At 72.2% G+C, this 20,945-nt stretch carries 23 protein-coding genes; 16 read left to right on the top strand and 7 right to left on the bottom strand.

What is annotated here, in order from left to right:
• Both purD and B7K26_RS11565 read left to right on the top strand, forming a co-directional pair.
• Complete coding sequence (gene purD / locus B7K26_RS11570; RefSeq protein WP_084079364.1) at positions 1-1,296, top strand: phosphoribosylamine--glycine ligase; 1,296 nt, start codon at positions 1-3, stop codon at positions 1,294-1,296.
• Positions 1,296-2,192: a phosphoribosylaminoimidazolesuccinocarboxamide synthase gene (locus tag B7K26_RS11565; RefSeq protein ID WP_084079363.1), complete on the top strand. Its 897-nt coding sequence runs from the start codon at positions 1,296-1,298 to the stop codon at positions 2,190-2,192. Before purD ends, B7K26_RS11565 begins: the two co-directional genes overlap by 1 nt.
• 50 nt (positions 2,193-2,242) lie before the next feature.
• Here B7K26_RS11565 and B7K26_RS11560 read toward each other — a convergent pair whose 3' ends face one another.
• Positions 2,243-2,965, bottom strand: a complete 723-nt coding sequence (locus B7K26_RS11560; RefSeq protein WP_084079362.1) for a trimeric intracellular cation channel family protein — start codon at positions 2,963-2,965, stop codon at positions 2,243-2,245.
• 62 nt (positions 2,966-3,027) lie between these two features.
• Between B7K26_RS11560 and B7K26_RS12980 the strand changes: the two genes are divergently transcribed.
• From B7K26_RS12980 to B7K26_RS11530, 6 genes are read left to right on the top strand one after another with little or no spacing between them, the layout of a single operon-like run.
• Complete coding sequence (locus B7K26_RS12980) at positions 3,028-3,672, top strand: hypothetical protein (RefSeq protein WP_159449688.1); 645 nt, start codon at positions 3,028-3,030, stop codon at positions 3,670-3,672.
• 57 nt (positions 3,673-3,729) lie between these two features.
• Entirely contained in the window at positions 3,730-3,978 is a 249-nt protein-coding gene (gene purS / locus B7K26_RS11550) for a phosphoribosylformylglycinamidine synthase subunit PurS (protein WP_084079360.1), read from the top strand.
• On the top strand, positions 3,978-4,679 hold the full coding sequence (purQ, locus tag B7K26_RS11545; protein WP_084079359.1) for a phosphoribosylformylglycinamidine synthase subunit PurQ: 702 nt from the start codon (positions 3,978-3,980) through the stop codon (positions 4,677-4,679). Before purS ends, purQ begins: the two co-directional genes overlap by 1 nt.
• Before the next feature lie 54 nt (positions 4,680-4,733).
• Entirely contained in the window at positions 4,734-5,054 is a 321-nt protein-coding gene (locus tag B7K26_RS11540; protein WP_084079358.1) for an antibiotic biosynthesis monooxygenase, read from the top strand.
• A 23-nt stretch (positions 5,055-5,077) separates the two neighbouring features.
• Positions 5,078-5,524 carry a RidA family protein gene (locus B7K26_RS11535; RefSeq protein WP_084079357.1) on the top strand — a complete coding sequence of 149 codons (447 nt, stop codon included), beginning with the start codon at positions 5,078-5,080 and terminating at the stop codon, positions 5,522-5,524.
• The gene (locus B7K26_RS11530) at positions 5,521-5,997 is read left to right on the top strand and encodes an ASCH domain-containing protein (RefSeq protein WP_084079356.1); all 477 of its coding nucleotides are present in this window, start codon (positions 5,521-5,523) and stop codon (positions 5,995-5,997) included. Before B7K26_RS11535 ends, B7K26_RS11530 begins: the two co-directional genes overlap by 4 nt.
• A gap of 10 nt (positions 5,998-6,007) precedes the next feature.
• Here the strand turns inward: B7K26_RS11530 and B7K26_RS11525 are convergent, their stop codons facing one another.
• Together B7K26_RS11525 and B7K26_RS11520 are read right to left on the bottom strand one after the other, a co-directional pair.
• The gene (locus tag B7K26_RS11525; protein WP_084079355.1) at positions 6,008-6,664 is read right to left on the bottom strand and encodes an N-acetyltransferase; all 657 of its coding nucleotides are present in this window, start codon (positions 6,662-6,664) and stop codon (positions 6,008-6,010) included.
• Between the two features lie 7 nt (positions 6,665-6,671).
• Positions 6,672-7,328, bottom strand: coding sequence for a dihydrofolate reductase family protein (locus tag B7K26_RS11520; RefSeq protein WP_084079354.1), 657 nt, complete (start codon positions 7,326-7,328; stop codon positions 6,672-6,674).
• Positions 7,329-7,406: 78 nt separating this feature from the next.
• Between B7K26_RS11520 and B7K26_RS11515 the strand changes: the two genes are divergently transcribed.
• On the top strand, positions 7,407-7,970 hold the full coding sequence (locus B7K26_RS11515) for a dihydrofolate reductase family protein (protein WP_084079353.1): 564 nt from the start codon (positions 7,407-7,409) through the stop codon (positions 7,968-7,970).
• Between the two features lie 18 nt (positions 7,971-7,988).
• Here the strand turns inward: B7K26_RS11515 and B7K26_RS11510 are convergent, their stop codons facing one another.
• Positions 7,989-9,056, bottom strand: a complete 1,068-nt coding sequence (locus tag B7K26_RS11510; RefSeq protein ID WP_084079352.1) for an LLM class flavin-dependent oxidoreductase — start codon at positions 9,054-9,056, stop codon at positions 7,989-7,991.
• Complete coding sequence (locus B7K26_RS11505; RefSeq protein WP_084079351.1) at positions 9,053-9,730, bottom strand: TetR family transcriptional regulator; 678 nt, start codon at positions 9,728-9,730, stop codon at positions 9,053-9,055. The genes B7K26_RS11510 and B7K26_RS11505 overlap by 4 nt, the downstream gene beginning before the upstream one ends.
• Before the next feature lie 98 nt (positions 9,731-9,828).
• Between B7K26_RS11505 and B7K26_RS11500 the strand changes: the two genes are divergently transcribed.
• From B7K26_RS11500 to B7K26_RS11490, 3 genes are all read left to right on the top strand, one after another.
• The gene (locus B7K26_RS11500) at positions 9,829-11,226 is read left to right on the top strand and encodes an MFS transporter (RefSeq protein WP_084079350.1); all 1,398 of its coding nucleotides are present in this window, start codon (positions 9,829-9,831) and stop codon (positions 11,224-11,226) included.
• A gap of 84 nt (positions 11,227-11,310) precedes the next feature.
• Positions 11,311-12,804, top strand: a complete 1,494-nt coding sequence (locus B7K26_RS11495; RefSeq protein ID WP_084079577.1) for a deoxyguanosinetriphosphate triphosphohydrolase family protein — start codon at positions 11,311-11,313, stop codon at positions 12,802-12,804.
• Positions 12,801-13,859 carry a GNAT family N-acetyltransferase gene (locus tag B7K26_RS11490; RefSeq protein WP_159449687.1) on the top strand — a complete coding sequence of 353 codons (1,059 nt, stop codon included), beginning with the start codon at positions 12,801-12,803 and terminating at the stop codon, positions 13,857-13,859. The genes B7K26_RS11495 and B7K26_RS11490 overlap by 4 nt, the downstream gene beginning before the upstream one ends.
• Before the next feature lie 34 nt (positions 13,860-13,893).
• Here B7K26_RS11490 and B7K26_RS11485 read toward each other — a convergent pair whose 3' ends face one another.
• Together B7K26_RS11485 and B7K26_RS11480 are read right to left on the bottom strand one after the other, a co-directional pair.
• Positions 13,894-16,131, bottom strand: coding sequence for a phosphotransferase (locus B7K26_RS11485; protein WP_084079348.1), 2,238 nt, complete (start codon positions 16,129-16,131; stop codon positions 13,894-13,896).
• A 166-nt stretch (positions 16,132-16,297) separates the two neighbouring features.
• Positions 16,298-17,005, bottom strand: coding sequence for an aspartate/glutamate racemase family protein (locus tag B7K26_RS11480; protein ID WP_084079347.1), 708 nt, complete (start codon positions 17,003-17,005; stop codon positions 16,298-16,300).
• 127 nt (positions 17,006-17,132) lie between these two features.
• On the opposite strand from B7K26_RS11480, the gene B7K26_RS11475 reads away from it, so the two are divergent.
• The 4 genes from B7K26_RS11475 (at position 17,133) to B7K26_RS11460 (ending at position 20,941) form a co-directional block, all read left to right on the top strand.
• Positions 17,133-17,531, top strand: coding sequence for a heavy metal-responsive transcriptional regulator (locus B7K26_RS11475; RefSeq protein WP_084079346.1), 399 nt, complete (start codon positions 17,133-17,135; stop codon positions 17,529-17,531).
• A gap of 170 nt (positions 17,532-17,701) precedes the next feature.
• A complete protein-coding gene (locus tag B7K26_RS11470; protein ID WP_084079345.1) occupies positions 17,702-19,267 on the top strand; it encodes a Re/Si-specific NAD(P)(+) transhydrogenase subunit alpha in 1,566 nt (521 codons plus the stop codon).
• A gap of 1 nt (position 19,268) precedes the next feature.
• Complete coding sequence (gene pntB, locus B7K26_RS11465) at positions 19,269-20,681, top strand: Re/Si-specific NAD(P)(+) transhydrogenase subunit beta (protein ID WP_084079344.1); 1,413 nt, start codon at positions 19,269-19,271, stop codon at positions 20,679-20,681.
• 41 nt (positions 20,682-20,722) lie between these two features.
• Positions 20,723-20,941 (top strand): heavy-metal-associated domain-containing protein, encoded by a 219-nt coding sequence (locus B7K26_RS11460; RefSeq protein WP_084079343.1) that lies wholly within the window; start codon positions 20,723-20,725, stop codon positions 20,939-20,941.
• Positions 20,942-20,945: the final 4 nt, after the last annotated feature.

Below are 20,945 nucleotides of genomic sequence, written 5' to 3'. Positions count from 1 at the left end.
GTGAAGATCCTCCTCGTCGGCAACGGTGCGCGCGAGCACGCTCTCGCCCGCGCCCTCCACCTCGACCCCGCCGTGACCGAGCTGCACGCCGCGAACGGCAACCCCGGCATCGGCCGCCTGGCGACGCTCCACACGGTCGACCAGAACGACGGCATCGCCGTCGCCGCCCTCGCGGCCAACGTCAAGGCCGACCTCGTGGTCGTCGGCCCCGAGGCCCCGCTCGTCGCGGGAGTGGCCGATGCCGTGCGCGAGATCGGCATCCCGGTGTTCGGCCCGTCGGCCGAGGCCGCGCTGCTCGAGGGCTCCAAGGCATTCGCCAAGGAGGTCATGGAGGCCGCGCAGGTCCCCACCGCCGCCCCCCGCGTGTGCCGCGATGCCGCGACGCTTGCCGCCGCGCTCGCCGAGTTCGGCGCCCCCTACGTCGTGAAGGACGACGGCCTCGCCGCCGGCAAGGGAGTGGTCGTCACGAACGACCTGACCGAGGCCACCGCGCACGGCGCCGCCATCCTCGACGCCGGCGGCACCGTCGTCATCGAGGAGTTCCTCGACGGCCCCGAGGTCTCCCTGTTCTGCATTTGCGACGGCCGCACCGTCAAGCCTCTGCAGCCCGCCCAAGACTTCAAGCGCGCCTACGACGGCGACGCGGGCCTCAACACCGGCGGCATGGGTGCCTACACGCCGCTGCCGTGGGCGCCCGAGGGCCTGGTCGACGAGGTGGTGCGCACCGTCGCCCAGCCCACGGTCGACGAGATGGGCAGGCGCGGCACCCCGTTCGTGGGTGTCCTGTACTGCGGGCTCGCCATGACCTCGCGTGGAGTGCGCGTCGTGGAGTTCAACGCGCGCTTCGGCGACCCCGAGACTCAGTCGGTGCTCAGCCGCCTCGAGACCCCGCTCGCGGGGGTGCTGCTCGCCGCCGCCGAGGGTCGCCTTCACGAGCTTCCCGACCTCGAGTGGTCGGACGATGCCTCGGTCACCGTGGTGCTCGCGTCGCACGGCTACCCGGAGTCGGCCCGCAGCGGTGACGTCATCACCGGCACCGACGAGGCCGAGGCCGTCGAGGGCGCGCACGTCCTCCACGCCGGCACCGCGCTGAATGACGCCGGCGAGCTGGTCTCCGCCGGCGGCCGCGTCCTGTCGGTCGTGGGCCGCGGCGCGACCCTCGCCGCCGCCAGGGAGGTGGCGTACGAGGCGCTCGGGCGCATCGGCCTCGAGGGATCCCACCACCGCAGCGACATCGCGCTCGCCGCGTCCGAGGGCCGCACTCCCACGGGCGCCATTCCGGGCGGGGCCGCCTGATGCCCGGCCACGTCACGCCGCCCACCGCGCCCGAGCTGCCGGGTTGGCGGCACGTCTACTCGGGCAAGATCCGTGACCTGTACGAGCCCACCGAGCCGCACCCCCGCGGCGACGTGGTGCTCGTGGTCGCGTCCGACCGCATCAGCGCCTACGACTGGGTGCTGCCCACCGAGATCCCCGGCAAGGGCGGCGTCCTCACGGGCCTCAGCCTGTGGTGGTTCGACCAGGTGGCGCCCATCGTCGCCAACCACACCGTCGAGGCGCCCGTGCCCGCCGAGGTCGAGGGCCGCGCCATGGTCTGCAAGCGCCTCGACATGTTCCCCATCGAATGCGTGGCCCGCGGCTACCTCACGGGCTCGGGCCTCGTCGAGTACCGCGAGTCAGGCACCGTGTGCGGCATCCCGCTTCCCGAGGGCCTGGTGGACGGCTCCCGCCTGCCCGAGCCGATCTTCACCCCCGCCGCCAAGGCCGAGGTGGGCGAGCACGACGAGAACATCAGCTTCGAGCAGGTGGTCGAGCGCATCGGCCTCGAGGACGCCACCGCGCTGCGCGACCTCACCCTCGCCGTCTACTCGCGCGCCCACGAGCTCGCCGCGATGCGCGGCGTGATCCTCGCGGACACCAAGTTCGAGTTCGGCCGCGATGGCGACGGCGCCATCCTGCTGGCCGACGAGGTCCTCACCCCCGACTCGAGCCGCTTCTGGCCCGCCGACGAGTGGGAGCCCGGCCGCGCCCAGCCCAGCTTCGACAAGCAGTTCGTGCGCGACTGGCTCACCTCGGACGAGTCGGGCTGGGACAAGGCGTCCGATGCCCCGCCGCCCGCGCTTCCCGCGGACGTGGTCGAGCGCACCAGGCAGCGCTACCTCGAGGCGTACGACAGGCTCGCCAAGAGCTGAGGCCGGCCGCCGCATCGGCCGCCGTGAGTACCGGTGGCCGATGCCGCGGCTCAGCGAGCGTCGCCGTCCGGGTGGGTCTCGTGCCAGTCGAGGTCGACGCGCTTGCCGCCGATGGTCGGCACACCCCAGCCGAACCTGAGCGAGCCGAGGCGCACCGCGAGGACCACGGCGATCGGCACCCAGAACACGACGAGCCGCGGCACGTCGAGCCACAGCAGCAGGGCGTAGACGGAGGCGCCGGCGAGCGCGGCGGTCGCATAGAACTGGCCGTTGCGGAACACGTCGGGGACGTCGTTGGCCATCATGTCGCGGATCACGCCGCCGCCCACGCCCGTGACGACGCCCATGACCGCGGCGACGACGGCCGAGGCGCCGGCGTCCAGGGCGATTCCCGTGCCGACCACGACGAAGACGGCGAGGCCCGCCGTGTCCGACAGCTGCACGATCCTGTAGCGGTCGAGCCGGTCCGGAGGATGCCAACGCGCGAGGATCGCGACCACCAGGCCTGTCGCGGCGGCGACGAGCAGGTAGGAGGGCGTCTCCATCCAGAACACGGGTCGGTCGAGCATGAGGTCGCGCATGGTGCCGCCGCCGACGGCGACGATGCACGCGAGCACGATCGCGCCCACGAGGTCCATGCGCTTGCGGCCCGCGGCGACGGCGCCGGAGACGGCGAAGGCGACGGTGCCGATGTATTCGAGGACGGTGCGCAGGGTGCCGAGCGCCGACTCGACGATCTCGGGCGTCGTCGACGCCACCACCCAGGTGTCCATGGCGGCAAGCGTATCCGCGGCCGCCGACCCAACGTTTCGCGCGTGGGGTGCGTTGAAGGTTCATGGCAACGATGCGGGGGACGGTCCGGGCGGTGCTCGGGGGGATAGCGGCGGTGACGCTGCCGCTCGCGGGTGCGTTCGTGGTCGCGATGGTCACGCTCGCGCTGCTGTTGATGTCGGCCTGCGCGCCCGCGGGAGGCGGCGACAGCGAGGGCTCCGCGACGCCCACCACCGGTGACGGCCGCTTCGACATGGGCGCGCCGGGAGAGGCGATCGCGCAGGTGGCCGACCTCACGTACTACCCGGCGTGCTCCAACGAGCCGCTCACCCACGACGGCACCACCTGGTACCCCTTCACGCCGACAAATGCCGCCGACTTCCCCAGCGCCGACCCCGACCTCAAGCTCGGCGAGACGGGAGCGGACGGCACGGGGGCATCGGACGTGTGGGAGATGGTGTCGGGAGGCGTGGGGGTGTCCGTGGGGACGGCCGATGCGGTGCTCGCCTCCGACGCGACGGTGGCGGTGGTCCCGGCGGGCTCCGGGGTCCCGGCGGGGCAGGCGCCCCTCGTGGCGGCACCGGAGCCCGGGCAGGACACGGGAGTGCTGACCGTCTACGAGGGCGGGTTGGCGCACTGGGCGTCGGCCTTCGGCGACCTCGACACGTGGCTCACCGACCGGCCCATCGAATACATGTGGGCGTGCTGAGCCGGGCCCGTCGGAGGGCGCCCGTGCGGGCGCGCGCGTGCCGGTAGACTCACGCCCATGGCCACCATCGTCGTTCACGTGATGCCCAAGCCCGAGATCCTCGACCCTCAGGGCAAGGCCGTCGGCAACGCCCTCCCGCGCCTCGGCTTTGACGGCTTCGAGGCCGTCCGCCAGGGCAAGCGGTTCGAGCTGACCGTCGACGGCGAGGTGACGGAGGAGCTGCTCGGCAAGGCGCGCGAGGCGGCCGAGACCATGCTGTCCAACCCCGTCATCGAGGACGTCGTGGCCGTGGAGGTCGTGGCCTGATGGCCCGCATCGGCGTCGTCACGTTCCCCGGCACGCTCGACGACCGGGATGCTGCCCGCGCGGTGCGCCTGGCCGGCGCCGAGTCCGTCAACCTTTTCCACGCCGACTCCTCGCTGCAGGACGTCGACGCTGTGGTGCTCCCCGGCGGCTTCTCCTACGGCGACTACCTGCGCGCGGGGGCCATCTCGCGCTTCTCGCCCATCATGGAGCGTGTGGTGGATGCCGCGAATGGCGGCATGCCCGTCCTGGGCATCTGCAACGGCTTCCAGGTGCTGACCGAGGTGCACCTGCTGCCCGGGTCGATGATCAAGAACGACCACCTGCACTTCGTGTGCCGCGACCAGGTCCTGCGCGTCGAGAACAACGACACGGCGTGGACCAACGCGTACGAGGCCGGCGCGGAGATCACCATCCCGCTGAAGAACCAGGACGGCCAGTACGTCGCCGACGAGCACACGCTCGACGAGCTCGAGGCCGAGGGCCGCGTCGCGTTCCGCTACGTGGGCGTGAACCCCAACGGCTCGCGCCGCGACATCGCCGGCGTGACCAACGCGCGCGGCAACGTCGTGGGCCTCATGCCGCACCCCGAGCACGCTGTCGAGGCGGGCTTCGGCCCCGACTCGCGCGAGGCGGGCCGCGGCGGCACCGACGGGCTGGGCTTCTTCACCTCGGCCCTCAACGCGCTGCTGGCCTCCGCCTAACCCTGTGCCGTCAAATGGATCCATTTGGCTCGTCTAAGCGCTTAGGTGAACCAAATGGATCCCATTGACGTGTCGCGGGGGATTGTCGAGTCCGTCGTCCTGCCCGTCATCCCCGGGCTCGAGGCCGAGTTCGAGGCGGCCTTCCGCGAGGCCTCCGCGATCATCGCGCGTCAGCCCGGATACCTGGGCCACACCCTGCGCCGCGGGGTCGAGCACCCCAGCACCTACCTCCTGACCGTGACCTGGACCGACGTCGACGCCCACGAGAAGGGCTTCCGCGGCTCCGAGGACTACCAGGAGTGGAAGCGCCTGCTGCACCGCTTCTACGACCCGTTCCCCACGGTGCTTCACTACGGCGAGGACCTGCTGGGCTGAGCGCGGCGTGCGACGATGACGGCATGACCAGTGCCGTTCGTCTCATCCGGTCCGATGCCCTCGCGCCGGCCCCATATGCCTACGCGGCGACGGCGCCGGCCGGCTCCCGCCTCGTCTTCCTCGCCGGTGCCTGTCCCATCGACGCGACAGGGGCCACCGTCGCGCCGGGGGACTACGAGGCCCAGGCGGCGCATTGCGTGGCTAACCTCCGCACGGCGTTGGCCGATGCCGGCGCCACCCTCACCGACGTTCTCAGCACCCGGGTGCTGGTCGCCTCCACGGACCGGACCGTCCTCGAGCGCGCCTGGGATGTGGTGGGCGAGGCCTTTGGCGAGCACGACGTCCCGAGCACGTTGCTGGGCGTGACAGTCTTGGGCTATCCCGATCAGCTCGTCGAGATCGAGGCCGTCGCGGCGGTGATCGACACCCCCACGACCCACGTCGAATCCCGAAGGGGCCTATCTTCATGACGCTGAGCGATCCCGCCACCGCCGCCGTCGCCGAGTTCTGGGCAGCGCGCCGCGCCCAGGACCCCGCCCTCCCCGTGGAACTGCCGGAGGTCTGGGCCTTCGGTGCCACCCCCGCGCACGCTGACGAGCTGCTCGCCCTGGTGCTGGCCGGGACCAAGACGGGCACGGCATCGTCCGTATGGGACTACGAACATGCTGGCGACCCGATCCCCACCGTCGGCGACCTCAGTATCATCCTCGACGGTGCCGGCGAGCCGCGCGCGCTGCTCAGGACCACGGCGATCGACACCGTCCCCTTTGACGAGGTCACGGCCGAGCACGCCCACTCGGAGGGGGAGGGGGACCGGACCCTCGCCTACTGGCGCGCCGCCCACGAGCGGTACTGGCGCGAGCACTCGGAGAGCCCGCGCGGCTTTGAGCCGGACATGCCGATCATCTGCGAGCGCTTCGAGCTGCTCTTCCCGGCGCGCTGACGCTCCGCCGTCACGCGTCGGGCGCGGGGGTCACCATCGTCACCTGCCACGACACGGCGCCGTCGACCCTGAGCCCGGGGATGAGGGCCGGGGTGCCGTGCTCGACGTAGCCGTGGCGGGCGAAGAACCGGCGGGCGCGAGCGTTCTCCACCTGCGTCTGGAGGTAACAGCCGACCCCGGCCTGCCCGAGCCGCGCCGCCCACGCATGCATGAGGGCGTCCCCGACGCCCCTCCCGCGCGCCTCGGGCACGAGGTCGATGTGGAGGTGTGCGGGCCAGCGTGGGTCCTCCAGCGCGCGCGCCGTGGGGCGGCGACGCACCGCGGCCGCCACGCTGTCGCGCAGCGCGCGCATAAAGAAGGGCCGGGTGTCGCCGCGCCGCATAAGCCGATGCTCGCGGATCGCCGCGTCGATGAGCGCGCTCTCCGACGGGAACCCCGCGGTGCCAAGGGAGCCGGCGAGGTAGCCGACCACGTGGTCGTCGACCAGCGCGAGCAGGAGCGACTCGGGCTCGTGCTCCACATAAGGGTCGAGGTAGACCGCCGCCTCCGAGGCGGCATCCCCCCACAGCGCGCCCGCCGGCGAGTCCTCCGAGGCACGACGGAACACGTCGCCGAGTGCGGCGCGGGCCGCGGGGGTGGCGTCGGCGAACGCGATGACGGAGGTCACGCCGCCGCTACCTGCCGTCCTCGCGCTCGAACGTGAGGTGGGTGACGCCGCTCTCGGCGGCCTCGGATGTCACCCGGTAGCCGGCCTCGAGCCCGCGCAGGTCGTCCCAGAGTCGGACGCCGCGCCCCAGCAGGATCGGCACCACCGCCACGTGGAGCGAGTCGACGAGCCCCGCGCGCAGGAAGTCCCGCACCGTGGTGGGGCCGCCGCCGATGCGCACGTCGCCTCCCTCGGCGACCTCCCGCGCTGCCTCAAGTGCCTCGCCGGGAGCCATCGACACGAACTCGAACCGCGTGCCGTTGGCGAAGGAGATTGGCGCACGTTCAGTGTGCGTCAGCACGAACACCGGGCAGCGGAAGGGCGGCTCCTCGCCCCACCAGCCGCGCCAGTCCGGGTCGTCACCGTGCAGGTGCAGGCCGAACATCGCGGCGCCCATGATCTCCGCGCTCACGTCCTCGAAATAGCCCGCCGCGTAGGCGTCGTCGACGCCGGTGGTGCCGGAGCCATCGGTCATCCCCAGCACCCGCGCGCGGAAGGTCCGGGTCGCCACATAGTCGCCCGTGAGCCGCCCCCAGTCGTCGCCGAAGGGGTTCTCCGGAGTCTGATCGGTGGTGGTGGCGAAGCCGTCGAGCGAGATGTTGAGGTCCACGCGGACTCTGGTCATGGTCGCCTCCTTCGGTGACCCACCCAGCATGGCACCGCGCACCGCCGTACGATCGATTTTCGAGGCGAGGAGGCTGTGATGCATCGGGTCACCTATCAGATGGGCATGTCGGTGGACGGCTACGTCATCGACGGCGACGGCCGTTTCGACTGGTCCGTGCCGAGCCCTGACCAGTTCCGCTTCCACATCGACGAGCTCGGCTCCATCGCCGTTCACCTCATGGGCAGGCGCCTGTACGAGACCATGAACTACTGGGAGGACCCCGCCAACGCCGATAGTTTCGACGAGGCGGAGCGCGAGTGGGCCGACCTCTGGAACGCGCTGCCCAAGCTCGTCTTCTCCCGCACGCTGACGGAGGTCGGCGGCGCGGCGACACTCGCGACGGAGGACCTCGCGACCGAGATCGCGCGGCTGAAGGACCTGCCCGGCGACGGCGACCTCGCCGTCGGCGGCGCTGACCTCGCTCACCAGATCGCGGCGCTCGACCTCATCGACGAGTACCAGGTGCTCGTGAACCCCGCGGTGGTGGGAGGCGGAGTGCCGTTCTTCGCGCACGACGGACGCCACGAGCGCCTCACGCTCGTCGAGCATCGTGCCTTCGACGGCGGCACCGTGCTGCTTCGCTACCGCGTCGAGCGGTAGGGCGGCGTTCGCCCTGGTTTACTGCCGGATGGCCGATGCCGGCGCGGGTCCCGTATGAGCCCCGGCCAGTCGCGAGCGGAGCTCCGTGAAGGCGTCGAACGTGGTGCGGTTGAAGTCGGCTCCCAGCTGGTTGGGGATCGTCACGAGCACGGTGTCCGCCGACTGGACCGCCTCGTCCTCGCGCAGCTCGGCCTCGATCTTGTCGAGGTCGCCCACGTAGGTCTTGCCGAAGGTCGCGACGAAGTTATCGATCTGGCCCACCTGGTCGCGGTTGGCTCCCATGCGGTCGCGCTCCATGGTGGTGCCGAAGTAGGCGGCCGTGGTGTCGTCGATGATCGGCATGATGGAGCGCGAGATGGACACGCGCGGGGTGCCGGCGTGCCCGGCCTCGGCCCATGCCTCGCGGTAGGCGTCGATCTGGCGGGACTGGATCACGCCGAGCGGCTCGCCCGAGCCTCCCTCGACGAGCGTCGAGGACATGAGGTTCATGCCGAGGGCTCCCACCCTCCGCGCGGATTCCTCGCCGCCGGCGCCGTACCAGATGCGGTCGGCGAGCCCGGGGGACTGGGGCTGGATGGGGAGTCGCTCGCCTGCTCGCACGTGGGCGCGCGGCCCGGGAAGGGCCACGCCCTCGCCTGAGATCGCGCGCCGGAACCGTGCGATGCGCTCCGCGGCGTCATCGGCAGGACTCGTCCCGACCGGCAGGGGGTAGCCGAACTCTCCGGGGCCATCGGCCGCCGGCTCGGGTGAGCCGCGCGAGACGCCCAGCTGAAGCCGCCCGCCAGCGATGAGGTCCGCCGTCGCCGCGGCCTCCGCCATGTACAGCGGGTTCTCGTAGCGCATGTTGATGACCCCGGTGCCGAGCTCGACGCGCTCGGTCCGCGCGCCCATCGCGGCGAGCAGCGGGAAGGGCGAGGACGTGTTCTGCTCGAAGTGGTGGATGCGGATCCACGCGCCGTCCATCCCGGCATCCTCGGCCGCCTCGGCGAGCGCGATCGTGTCCTGCATGAGGTCCGCCGCCGTGCGCACCCGGGAGCCGGGCGCCGCGGAGAACCATCCGAAGCTGAGGAAGCCGACGTTGATCATGCGTCAGGCAACGTGCGTGCCGGGTCCGTGATTCCGGCCGACGCGGCGCTCGCCACCGCTCCCATGGCCGCGTCGAGCGCGGCCGCGAGGGAGCCGCCGTCGCGGGTGACGACGGAGTAGGCGACCGAGAGGCACGAGAAGGCCGCGCCCACCACGGCGGGAGCGGTCGAGGGGGCGAGGGGAGCGGCATCGGCCGATGCCGGGGTTGAGCCCGATGCCGGGGCAGGCTCGGCCAGGCGCCCCGCCAGGACCTCGGCGACCGACTCGCGCACCCGCTCCATGCGGGCGAGGTACCCGGCGCGCAGCGCGTCGGTCGACTCGACCACCGCGCGCATGCCGCGCGTGCGCCCGGCCTCGGCCTCCGCATCGGACTCCGCTACCAGGTCATCGAAGGCGCGACGCAGCGAGACCCACACCGGCTCGTCGGCGGGACGGGCGGCGAGCGCGGCGCTAAGCGACGCGGCGAGGTCCTCGTAGCGGCCGAGGACCAGGGCCTCCTTGGAGGGGAAGTAGCGGAAAAAGGTCCGCTCGGACATCCCGACGCCGGCAGCGATCTGCTCGACGGTGGTCGCCTCGTAGCCCTGGCTCACGAAGAGCTCCTTGGCGACGGCGACGAGGTCTGCCTGCACCATGCGGCGCTTGCGCTCGCGGAAGGTCTCGGCCTGCTCGCTCATGAACCCAGCCTAGCGCGACCCGCGTTTATGTCATTGACTGACAAAACGGAGGTAGAGTGACATCAACCCCCGTGACCGTCCCCGAAGGGATTTCCTGGATGACCCACGCCCGCGAGCCGCGCCTGCTTCCGGTCCTCGTCTATGCCGCGCTGTCCACCGCGATCGTCAGCTCGCTCGGCATGCTGCTGGTGCCGACGGTGTCGCGCGAGTTCGACGTTTCCGTCAGTACCGCTCAGTGGATGCTGACCGTGAACCTCCTGGTAGGAGCCGTGGCGACGCCCGTGATGGGGCGCCTCAGCGACGGACCACACAAGAAGCGCCTGCTGGTGGGGTCGCTCGGCATCATCCTCCTCGGCTCCGTGATCGCCGCGCTCGCGACCACGTTCCCCCTGTTCCTCGTGGGCCGCGCGCTGCAGGGCCTCACCTATGGCATCGTGCCCATCACGATCGCCCTGGCGCGCCGCTACCTCCCCGCCGACCGCGTGGGGCGCGGCATCTCGAGCCTGTCGGTCACCGTGGCGACGGGTATCGGCATCGGCTATCCGCTCACCGGCATCATCGCGGGCGACCTGTCCTACCGCCTCGCCTTCTGGTTCGCCGCACTGTTCGTCGTGAGCGCGATGGTGGTCGTGGTGCGGACGGTCCCGCGCGGGCCCGATGCTCACGCGGCCAGCCATCGCTTCGACACCCTGGGTGCGGCGCTACTCGCGGCGGGACTCGGCGGGCTGCTTCTGGGCGTGAGCGAGGGGCCGTCGTGGGGCTGGGGTTCGGCGCGCACCCTCACGCTGCTGGTCGCCGCCGTCGCGGTGCTCGCCGTGTGGGTGGTGGTCGAGCTGCGCCAGGCTCACCCCCTCATCAACCTGCGGGTGCTGCGCAGCGGCGACGTGCTGCTCGCCAACGCCACCGCGATCGGCCTCGGTACCGCCATGTACCTGGGGCTTTCCGTGGTGAGCCTCGTGGCGCAGGCGCCGAGCGAGACCGGCTACGGACTGTCCCTCCCCGTGTTCTGGGCGGGCTTCGTGATGGCGCCGCTGTCCGCGGGAAGCTTCGGCGCCAACCGCCTGGTGCACGTCATCGCGCGGCGCACCTCGATGACGGCGCTGCTTCCCATCGGCGCCTCCGTGGTGACCCTGTCGACCCTGCTGCTGTTCCTCGCGCACGACTCGCTGTGGGAGGTGCTCATCGGCATGTTCGTGTTCGGCGTCGGCATCGGGACCACCTACGCGGCGATGCCAGGGCTCATCGCGCGATCCGTCGCCACCGAGGAGCTCGGCAGCGCCGTGAGCTTCAACCAGGTGCTGCGCACGGTGGGCGGCTCGTTCGGGTCGGCGATCTCGGCGGCGATCCTGTCCGCCCACCTCGCTGGCGACGGCCACCCCACGTCGACGGGCATCGACCTGGTGCTCGGGGTCGGCGCCGCGGGTTCTGCCGTGGTGTTCCTCGCGCTCGCGGGCGAGATCCTGGTCAGCAGGCGCCGCGCCCGCGTCGCCGCCTGACGCGTGGCCGCCGCGCGCGCAGCGGCCCGCGGTCGGCCGTCCACCTGACGGACACCGCCGAGCCGATGCGCGAGGATGGTGCGCATGAGCGACGCCGATCCCCGCGTGAGCCGCCGCGAGCCCGAGGAGCTCGACGAGTTCCAGCGCGCCGAGACCCGCCCCGACTACCGCGTGGACATCGAGCGCATCCGCTTCTCGCCGTACTTCTCGCGCCTGTCCGCCGTGACCCAGGTCATCTCGCAGACCGGCGCGGGCATGGCTGTCCATAACCGCCTCACCCACTCGGTCAAGGTCGCCGCGGTCGCGCGCGCCATCGCGATGCACCTCCACCGCGACACGGGCCCCGTCGGGCGGCTGGTCGAGGAGCTCGGCGGCTGCGACCCCGTGGTGGTGCAGGCCGCGGCGAGTGCCCACGACGTGGGCCACCCGCCGTTCGGGCACCTGGGTGAGCGGGCGCTGGACCGCCTGGCGCGCGACCGCTTCCGCCTGCGCGAGGGCTTCGAGGGCAACGCCCAGACGTTCCGCATCCTCACGCGCCTCGACGAGCACGACACCCAGGGGGTGGGCCTCAACCTCACGCGGGCGGTGCGCGCCGCGGTGCTGAAGTACCCCTGGCTGCGCGGCGAGGGAGGCGAGCGCCGCGGCGCCGCGAGCCACAAGTTCTCCATGTACGTGGTGGACGTGGACGATGCCAGGGATGCCCTGAGCGCCTACCCGCGCATCGCCGAGGGGCAGCAGACGCTCGAGTGCTCCGTCATGGACATCGCCGACGACATCGCCTACTCGCTTCACGACCTCGACGACTTCTACCGCGCCGGCCTGCTCAACCAGGCGACGATCGCTGGTGAGTTCCGCGAGTGGCGCCGCGAGCTGGCCGACCTGCGCACCCTCGACACCTCGACGCTGCGCGACACGAGCCGCTCGCCCGGCCACTCGCTCGAGCTGCTCTGGCGGCGCCTGTCGGAGCGCGACCCGTGGATCGCCGACGCCGATGCCTTCGACGCCGCCGTGGCCAAGGTCACCGACGAGGTGGTCGAGGGGCTACTCACCGTGCCGTTCGACGGCTCGCTCGCCGCCGACCGCTCGCTCGCGTCCTTCACGACCGACTGGATCCGCCACCTGCAGTCCTCGGTCGAGGTCCACCGCGACCCCGCCCACCGCTCGGGCCACGTCATGCTCGACGCGACAGCCTGGCACGAGGTGGCTGTCCTCAAGTTCCTGCACGAGCGCTTCATCCTCGACCGCCCCGACCTCGCCGTCTACCAGCGCGGACAGGCCAGCCTCATCGAGCGCCTGGTGGACGGGTTCGCCGACTGGCTCGACGACCCGCACGACGCCAGGCGCGCCCCGCGCCGCCTGCTCGACCTCGTCGACATGGCCACCGAGGACTACATGCGGGTGCTCCACGAGGAGCCCCAGCTGCTGCCCACCGTCGACGAGACGGAGCTGCGCAGGCGCGCCGCCGGCCGCGGCATCGTCGACTACGTCGCCGCGCTCACCGACGCCCAGGCGACGGGCCTCGACGCCATGCTCGCCGGCCGCACCGAGCGTCTGTGGGACGCGGGGCAGGGGCTGTGAGCGCCACCTCAGGCGTGCCGGCCACCCCAGGCGTGCCGGGCGAGAACCCGGCCACGGCATCGGCCGTCCTCACCATCCGCCAGGTGCAGCCGGACGATGCCGACGCGCACCGCCTGTGGAAGGCGCAGGAACGCGACCTCGCCGAGCGCTACGAGGACCCCGAGCTCGAGTTGGAGACCACGTTCCCCACGCTGGTGGGCTCCTGGGTGGGTGACGACGACGGGACGCCCGTCGCGACGCTCGTCGCACGCTGGTCGCCCTACGCGGGCACGCGACCGGGCGACCTCGAGCTGAAGCGCCTGTGGGTGGAGCCCACCCATCGCGGGCGCGGCCACTCGAAGGCCCTGATGAGGGTCGCGGAGGAGGCGGGGCGCCGCGCGGGGGCCACGCGCCTCATCCTCGAGACCGGCCTGCGTCAGCCCGAGGCGATGGCGCTGTACGAGCGCCTGGGCTACCGCCGCATGACGAACTACGGCGAGTACGCCGAGGAGCCCGAGTCGGTCTGCTACGCCAAGGACCTGCCCACCCGCGTGCTCGTGCTGAACGGGACGATGGGCGCCGGCAAGACCACCACTGCCGCGGCGGTGCACGACCTGCTGGCCGAGCGCGGCGCCCGCTCCGTCTTCGTCGACGGCGACTACCTGTGCCAGGCCACCCCGGCCGACCCCTCCGACCCCCACCACCAGCGCCTCATGTTCGCCTCGCTCGCGGCCCTCGCGCCGCTGTGGCGCGAGGCCGGCTACGGGTTCGTGGTGGTGCCTCGCGTCGTGGAGGACGGCGACGACAGGGCCCGCTATGCATCGGCCCTCTCGACGGCCGATGCCGGGCTCGCCTCGGTCGCGGTGGTGAGAGTGACGGCGTCCGAGCCCACGCGGGTGGAGCGACTGACCGAGCGCGAGCCCGAGGGGTACTGGCGGGACATGGCGCTCGCCCGGACCGTCGAGCTCGAGGGAATCCTCGAGGACCTGCGGCTGGACGATGCCGTGGTGTCGACCGAGGGCAGGGACCGGCTCGAGGTGGCCGCCGAGGTGATGCGGGCGGCCGGCTGGCAGTGACGCGTTGCGGGGCGTCGCGCCAGGGTGCCAGCGCTCAGCTCAGCAGCGCGGTGCGCCAGTGCACGGTGTTGGCGCGGATCCACTCGGCGTCGCGCTCCCACACGGTGCCCACCCCCATCTCCCACAGCTCGATCCAGGGAGACTGACCCGTGGCGCGCATCGAGTCCAGGTACTCGTACATCCGCTCCGACCGTAGGCCGAGCAGCGGGACAAGCCGCTCGCGTTCGGACTGCGTCAGCCCGTAGCCGTCCACCAGGTCGCGCATCCTGATGGCGGAGGTCACCAGGTCGAATCCGTCGCCGTGCAGGGGAGCGAAGGCGTGGACGGCGTGCGCCAGGTCCCATAGCCGGCTGCCGGGGGCCGCGGCGTCCCAGTCGATGGCGACAAGGCGCCCGTCCTCGGCGACGACCAGGTTGGACGGCGCGATGTCCTGGTGGATGACGATCGAGCCGCCGGGGCCGGGAAGTCCGTCGAACCACATGGCGTCGGCGGGAGGCACGAACGACTCGAGGGCGTCGTGCAGCTCACGCAGGAACCGGCCGATGCGGGCCGGGTCGAGCGCCTCGGCGGGGGCGTCGGGGTGGTCGGCCCTGGTGCCGGACACCCATTCGACGAGGTGGCGGCCGTTCGCATCCCAGCCGAAGCTACGCGGGGCGCCGCGGAACCCCACGCGTTCCAGGTGGATGAGCAGGGCGTGGAGGGCGCCGGTGTACGGGTCGGGGGCCTCGAGCGACACCTCGCGCTTGGAGATGCGCAGGGGCAGGTCGCGCGGGCCGTGGGCGTCGTTGTCCGCGTCGCTGCTGAGGGGCGCGTAGTCGGCCTCCGCTGCCGGCGTCTCGCGCAGCAGCGACACGGGGAAGTCCGCCGCGATGCGCGAACGGGGGTCGACGGCGGCGGCGTGGGTGGGCCAGGGCAGGCCGTCGGTCGCGGCCCCCTGGTCCTGGGGGAGGGGAGTCGGGGGAAGCGCCGGGGTGTCGGCCGAGAGCCAGGAGCGCGCCGACCGCATCGCTGCCAGGGCGCCGAAGGCCCCGCCAAGAACGGTGGCACCCTCCGGGTCGCGTGGGGCGAAGCGCGACGGCGTGGCCGCCGACGGAGCCGACGCCTGGGTGCGGGCCCTGCGGGACCCGGCCACGGCATCGGCCGCCCGTGATCCACCCGGCGGCAGGGTGATGGGCGCGGGCTCGGGCGGCGAGGTCCGCACGCGCGCGAGGGTGGGGGCGATCTCGCCCGTCGCGACCCGCGCGCGGCGTGCGTGACGCCCGAGGGTAGACGTGCCCATGTAGGGCGGCGCGACCCCGGCGGGCTGCGGCCACGCGGGCGTCGCGATGCGCGGCACCGGGCGCGGGTGGCGCACCCCCTGCCAGCGGTCGATCATCCACTCGACGCCCTCGATCGAGTCGAGCAGGCGGTCGTGGGCGTCGTCGGCGCTGTGACCCTGCACGGCGAGCTGGCCGTGCCAGCCCGAGCGCATCACGGCGTGAGCGAGGCGGCGGTCCAGCCGGCCCGCCCCCCAGGGAAGGATCTTGCGTCCCGTCTCCACGGCATCGGCGTCCACCCCCGACAGCGCGAGCGACAGCAGATGCGGCCGCATGGTCTCCATGAGGGAGTCGAACCGGTCCACGTGTGAGTGGCCGTGCTGCAGCTGGTAGGCGAGGCCCACGTTGGTGAGGCCGCGGCCGGCCAGCTCCTCGATGACCTCGATCTGGTTCTCCGGCTCGCCGAACCACCCCAGGTGATTGGTGAGCGCGACCCGCATGCCGGCATCGGCCGCCCGTCGGGTGAGCGGCTCGAGGTGGCTTGCGACCCGCGTCACCTGCTCGCGCTGCACCCACGTGCCCAGGCGCTCGGGGCGGCCCTCGTCGCCGAACTCGACGCACGTCCACAGGTCCGGGGTGAGCCCGCGCCTGGTCATCTCGTCGAGGTGGACGCGCACGTGCGGGTCGATCAGCCCCAGCTCGGAGTCGTCGGCGGGCAGCGGCATGGGGCACCACAGGCCGGTCACGGTGACGTCGTGGGCGGCGAGCGCGTCGAGCTCCTCGTGGAAGGCAAGCGTGTGCTCCTCCCGCCAGTCCCAAACGATCCGGGTGAGGCCCATGCGGTGGAGCATCCTGGCACGCTGGGTGGGGGTGCGGTCGGGGAGGTCGTAGGCGACGATGCGGGCGGCGGCGATGCGCGCGCGCTCGTGGCAGGCGTCGCCGTGGGCGTGGCACGCCTCGTCGCGTTCATGTCCCGGGCGCACGATTGCGCTGCCCAGGAGTGTCTCCTGGCTCATCCGGCCCCTCAGCCGCCCCTCATCGGCCGGGGCGGTCGAGCCATCGAGCCCCGGTGAATGTCCAGGCTAGACCCGGCATCGGCCGTGGGGGAAGGGCCTCAATCGCGAAAGTGAGAACTTTCTCGCCTGGTAGATGACGGTATGTGCGGATTTTCCGCTGTGCGGGTCAGTCGCGCAGGGCGAACTCCAGCGCCGCCTCGACGTGCAGGCCCATGGAGTCGAAGTAGGGCTCGTCGACGTCCGCTGCGGTGAGGACCATGGGGATCTCGGTGCAGCCGGAGATGACGCCCTGGGCGCCGCGGGCCCTGAGGTTGTCGTAGACGCCCCGGATCCACTCGCGCGCACCGTCGGGAACCACGCCGCGGGCCAGCGAGTCGTAGATGAGGTCGTGAACCTCGGCGAGCACGGGCTCGTCGGGAACGATCGTGGTGATGCCGCGCGCCGCCATGTGGTCGCGGTAGAAGGGGTCGCGCATCGTGTAGCCCGTGCCGAGCAGGGCGACGGTGTCGAGGCCGGCGGCGACGATCGCGTCCGCGGTGGCGTCGAGCATGTGGATGAGCGGCACGTCGATGGCGTCAGCGACGGCGGGGGCCACCTTGTGCATCGTGTTGGCGCAGATGAGGATCGCCTCGGCGCCGGCCGCCTGGAGCTGGCGGGCGTCGGCGGCGAACGTCGAGCCGAGGCCGTCCCAGTCGCCGGCGGCCTGGGCGTCGGCGATCTGCTGGAAGTTGTAGGAGCGCACCAGGAGGTCGGCTGCGCTGGACCCGCCGAGCGCGGCGTTGACGCCCTCGTTGAGCATGCGCTCGAACTCGAGCGAGGAGTGCCAGGTGATGCCGCCGAGGAGGCCGAGCCGTCGAGGTGCGGTGCGCGTCATGCCCCGACCGTACCCGCCCCCTCCTTTCCGTCAAATGGATCCATTTGGCTCGCCTAAGGCCTGAGATGAACCAAGTGGATCCATTTGACGGTTCCAGCGAGGTGGAAGGTTGACGTAGCGTGGAGGCATGAGGATCTCCGAGCTCGCGTCCCAGGCAGGCGTCACCGCCAAGACGGTGCGCTACTACGAGTCCATCGGTCTGCTTCCCGATCCCGGCCGCACCGCGTCCGGGTACCGCGACTACGGGGCCGATGCCCTCGAGCGCCTCACGTTCGTCCGCGACGCCCAGGCCGCGGGGCTGAGCCTCAAGGAGTCCGGCCAGATCCTCGACATGAAGGCCGAGGGGCACGGCACCTGCGCGCACACCCGCGCCCTGCTCGACGGCCACCTCGCCGACATCGACTCCCAGATCGCCTCCCTCGAGGCCGCGCGCGCCGAGCTCGTGGCCCTGCGCGCCCGCGCCGACATCCTCGACCCGGCGGACTGCACCGACCCCCACCGCTGCCAGGTGGTCGGCTCGCACTAGGCGAGCCGCGGGCCGTGCCGGCGGACGGCCGATGCGCCACCCGCCGCCCGTAGCCCGCTCACCCGGCCATCTACCAGGGCCGCGATCGGGACCCTTGTCCCGCGCGCGGCGCGGCCGCCGCCCGTAGCCTCGAATCAGATCGATTCTTGAGGCCCCAGGAGGCGCCCCGCATGCGCATCTCAGTCCCCGCGGCACCTGCCGAGCAGCGCCTCGTCGCCGCGACCCCCGACACCGTCCAGAAGCTCGTGACGCTCGGCTACGACGTGGCCGTCGAGGCGGGCGCCGGCGAGCGCTCGAGCCTCGCGGACGCCGCCTATGAGGCGGCCGGTGCCACCCTCGTGACCCGCGCGGAGGCCTGGGCGGGCGACGTCGTCACGGCCGTCGAGGCGCCCGGCCCCGAGGACATCGGGCTCCTGCAACCCGGCGCCACGCTCATCGCGCCGCTCGCCCCGCAGGCGAGCCCCGGCCTCGTCGAGGACCTGCGCGCCGCGGGAGTGACGGCCCTCGCGCTCGACGCGGTGCCGCGCCTGTCGCGTGCCCAGGCGCTCGACGTCCTGTCGACCAAGTCCAACGTGTCCGGCTACCGCGCCGTTATCGAGGCCGCCGAGTCCTACGGCGGGATGTTCGCCGGCCAGGTGACCGCCGCAGGCAAGACGGCGCCCGCCACCGTCTTCGTGATCGGCGGCGGAGTGGCCGGACTCGCCGCGATCGGCGCAGCCGTGTCGCTCGGCGCCCAGGTGCGCGCCTTCGACGTGCGCCCCGAGGCCGCCGAGCAGATCGAGTCCATGGGCGCCACCTTCGTCACGGCGCCCGAGGCGCAGCAGGAGGTGTCGCCCGACGGCTACGCGAGCCCCCTGACCGAGGCCCAGCAGGCCGCCGCCATGGAGCTGTACGCCCGCGAGGCCGCCGGTGCCGACGTCGTCATCACCACCGCCCTGGTCCGCGGCGCCGCCCCCACGACCCTCACCGCCGCCACTGTGGCCGCCATGCGCCCCGGCTCCGTGATCGTTGACCTCGCCGCGTCCGGAGGCGGCAACTGCGAGGCGACCCTCCCCGGCGAGCGCACTGTCACTGACGGTGGCGTCACCGTCATCGGCTACACCGACCTGCCGGGCAGGATGCCGCGCCACACCTCCCAGCTGGTGGGCACCAACATCGTCAACCTGCTGAAGCTCATGACGCCGGGCAAGGACGGCCAGATGGTCCTCGACCTCGAAGACGACGTGATCCGCGGCATGGCCGTCGCCCACGCGGGCGACCTGCTGTGGCCGCCGCCGCCCATCACCGTCTCCGCGGCGCCCAGCGCCGCTACGCCGGCGGAGCAGGCCGAAACCCCGGCCACGGCATCGGCCGCACCCGAGGCGGCAACGAAGGCCACGCCCGCACGCGCACCCAAGAAGCGCACCTGGCCCATGCTCGCCTCCGCGGCCGCACTGGCCCTTGCGCTGGCGTTCGCCGACGCCGCCTTCCTCGCGGCGTTCACGGTCTTCGCGCTCGCGGTGGTCATCGGCTACTACGTCATCAGCAACGTCAGCCACTCGCTCCACACGCCGCTGATGAGCCAGACGAACGCGATCAGCGGCATCATCCTCATCGGCGCGCTGTTGCAGCTCGGCTCGAGCGATCCCGTGGTGACGACCCTCGCCTTCCTCGCGGCGGCCATCGCCTCAATCAACGTCTTCGGCGGCTTCCTCGTCACCTACCGCATGCTCGGCATGTTCCAGAAGGGGGCCTGACATGAGCGTCGCATCCGTCGCCGCAGTCGCCTACCTGGCCGCGGCCATCCTGTTCATCCTGTCGCTCGCGGGCCTGTCGAAGCAGTCGACGGCGAGGCGCGGCAACCTGCTGGGCATGGCGGGCATGGGCATCGCCATCGCCGCCACCATCGCCCTCGCGCTCGACACCTCGGAGCGCCCCTGGGGGGTGACACTCGGCCTCATCGCGGCGGTGCTCGCCATCGGCGCCGCAGTCGGCACGTGGCGGGCCCGCACCGTCGAGATGACGCAGATGCCCGAGCTCATCGCGCTCCTGCACTCCTTCGTCGGCGCCGCGGCAGTGCTGATCGGCTTCAACTCGTACCTCACCGAGGGCCACGACGCGATGCACCTCATCGAGGTGTTCCTCGGCGTCTTCATCGGCGCCGTGACCTTCACCGGCTCGATCGTCGCCTACCTCAAGCTGTCGGCCCGCATCTCGGGCTCCCCGCTCACCCTCCCCGGCCGCCACGCCCTGAACCTGGGTGCGCTCGTCGCGTGCGGCGCGCTGATGGCGTGGTTCCTCGCGTCCCCGTCGATCTGGTCCCTGCTGCTCATGACCGTCATCGCGCTCGCGGTGGGCTGGCACCTGGTGGCGGCCATTGGCGGCGGCGACATGCCCGTGGTCGTCTCGATGCTCAACTCGTACTCGGGCTGGGCGGCGGCCGCGGCGGGCTTCATGCTCGGCAACGACCTGCTGATCGTGACCGGCGCACTCGTGGGAGCGTCCGGCGCCATCCTGTCCTACCTGATGTGCACCGCGATGAACCGCAAGTTCCTCTCGGTCATCCTGGGCGGCTTCGGCGGCGAGGCGCCGGCCTCGTCTTCGGGTACGGCCGATGCCGTGGGCGAGCACCGCTCGACCTCCGCCGAGGAGGTGGCGGAGCGCCTGGCGACTGCCCGCTCGGTGGTCATCGCGCCCGGCTACGGCATGGCGGTGGCGAAGGCCCAGTACCCGGTGGCGCAGCTGGTGTCGCGGCTGCGTGACCGCGGCGTCGAGGTGCGCTTTGCGGTTCACCCTGTCGCGGGGCGCCTTCCCGGCCACATGAATGTGCTGCTCGCGGAGGCGCGCGTGCCCTATGACATCGTGCTCGAGCTCGACGAGATCAACGACGACTTCGCGTCCACCGACGTGGTGCTCGTGATCGGCGCGAACGACACGGTGAACCCGGCGGCGCTCGACGACCCCGGCTCGCCCATCGCCGGCATGCCCGTGCTCCACGTGTGGGAGGCGGGGTCCGTGGTGGTGTTCAAGCGGTCGATGGCCACCGGTTACGCCGGCGTGCAGAACCCGCTGTTCTTCAGGGACAACACCGAGATGCTGTTCGGCGACGCCAAGCAGCAGGTGGAGGCGATCCTGGCCGCCGTGGACGCGGCCGATGCCGTGGCGGCCTAACGCTTGACCTTCCAGTCGGGTGGAAGGTTTACGGTGGCATCATGAACACGATCGAGATCACCGTTTCCGGTATGACCTGCGACGGCTGCGCGGGCAAGGTCCGCACGGCCATCGGCGCCCTCGACGGCGTCTCCACGGTCGAGGTGGACCACGCCTCCGGCCTCACCCGCGTCGCGCCCGACGGCACCGTGCCGGCCGACGACCTCGAGTTCGCGCTCGACGAGGCCGTCGAGGGCGCCGGCTACCGCGTCGTTTCCTAGGAGG

The sequence above is a fragment of the Demequina sp. NBRC 110057 genome, from assembly GCF_002090175.1.
In the GTDB taxonomy this organism is placed as follows: Bacteria; Actinomycetota; Actinomycetes; order Actinomycetales; family Demequinaceae; genus Demequina.
This window is presented reverse-complemented; position numbering and strand designations above follow the sequence as displayed.

Excerpts from the sequence above, each read along its gene's own strand:
- B7K26_RS11565 (WP_084079363.1), top strand. The coding sequence starts at position 1,296 with ATGCCCGGCCACGTCACGCCGCCCACCGCGCCCGAGCTGCCGGGTTGG.
- B7K26_RS11560 (WP_084079362.1), bottom strand. The coding sequence starts at position 2,965 with ATGGACACCTGGGTGGTGGCGTCGACGACGCCCGAGATCGTCGAGTCG.
- B7K26_RS12980 (WP_159449688.1), top strand. The coding sequence starts at position 3,028 with ATGGCAACGATGCGGGGGACGGTCCGGGCGGTGCTCGGGGGGATAGCG.
- purS (WP_084079360.1), top strand. The coding sequence starts at position 3,730 with ATGGCCACCATCGTCGTTCACGTGATGCCCAAGCCCGAGATCCTCGAC.
- purQ (WP_084079359.1), top strand. The coding sequence starts at position 3,978 with ATGGCCCGCATCGGCGTCGTCACGTTCCCCGGCACGCTCGACGACCGG.
- B7K26_RS11540 (WP_084079358.1), top strand. The coding sequence starts at position 4,734 with ATGGATCCCATTGACGTGTCGCGGGGGATTGTCGAGTCCGTCGTCCTG.
- B7K26_RS11535 (WP_084079357.1), top strand. The coding sequence starts at position 5,078 with ATGACCAGTGCCGTTCGTCTCATCCGGTCCGATGCCCTCGCGCCGGCC.
- B7K26_RS11530 (WP_084079356.1), top strand. The coding sequence starts at position 5,521 with ATGACGCTGAGCGATCCCGCCACCGCCGCCGTCGCCGAGTTCTGGGCA.
- B7K26_RS11520 (WP_084079354.1), bottom strand. The coding sequence starts at position 7,328 with ATGACCAGAGTCCGCGTGGACCTCAACATCTCGCTCGACGGCTTCGCC.
- B7K26_RS11515 (WP_084079353.1), top strand. The coding sequence starts at position 7,407 with ATGCATCGGGTCACCTATCAGATGGGCATGTCGGTGGACGGCTACGTC.
- B7K26_RS11510 (WP_084079352.1), bottom strand. The coding sequence starts at position 9,056 with ATGATCAACGTCGGCTTCCTCAGCTTCGGATGGTTCTCCGCGGCGCCC.
- B7K26_RS11505 (WP_084079351.1), bottom strand. The coding sequence starts at position 9,730 with ATGAGCGAGCAGGCCGAGACCTTCCGCGAGCGCAAGCGCCGCATGGTG.
- B7K26_RS11500 (WP_084079350.1), top strand. The coding sequence starts at position 9,829 with ATGACCCACGCCCGCGAGCCGCGCCTGCTTCCGGTCCTCGTCTATGCC.
- B7K26_RS11495 (WP_084079577.1), top strand. The coding sequence starts at position 11,311 with ATGAGCGACGCCGATCCCCGCGTGAGCCGCCGCGAGCCCGAGGAGCTC.
- B7K26_RS11485 (WP_084079348.1), bottom strand. The coding sequence starts at position 16,131 with ATGAGCCAGGAGACACTCCTGGGCAGCGCAATCGTGCGCCCGGGACAT.
- B7K26_RS11480 (WP_084079347.1), bottom strand. The coding sequence starts at position 17,005 with ATGACGCGCACCGCACCTCGACGGCTCGGCCTCCTCGGCGGCATCACC.
- B7K26_RS11475 (WP_084079346.1), top strand. The coding sequence starts at position 17,133 with ATGAGGATCTCCGAGCTCGCGTCCCAGGCAGGCGTCACCGCCAAGACG.
- B7K26_RS11470 (WP_084079345.1), top strand. The coding sequence starts at position 17,702 with ATGCGCATCTCAGTCCCCGCGGCACCTGCCGAGCAGCGCCTCGTCGCC.
- pntB (WP_084079344.1), top strand. The coding sequence starts at position 19,269 with ATGAGCGTCGCATCCGTCGCCGCAGTCGCCTACCTGGCCGCGGCCATC.
- B7K26_RS11460 (WP_084079343.1), top strand. The coding sequence starts at position 20,723 with ATGAACACGATCGAGATCACCGTTTCCGGTATGACCTGCGACGGCTGC.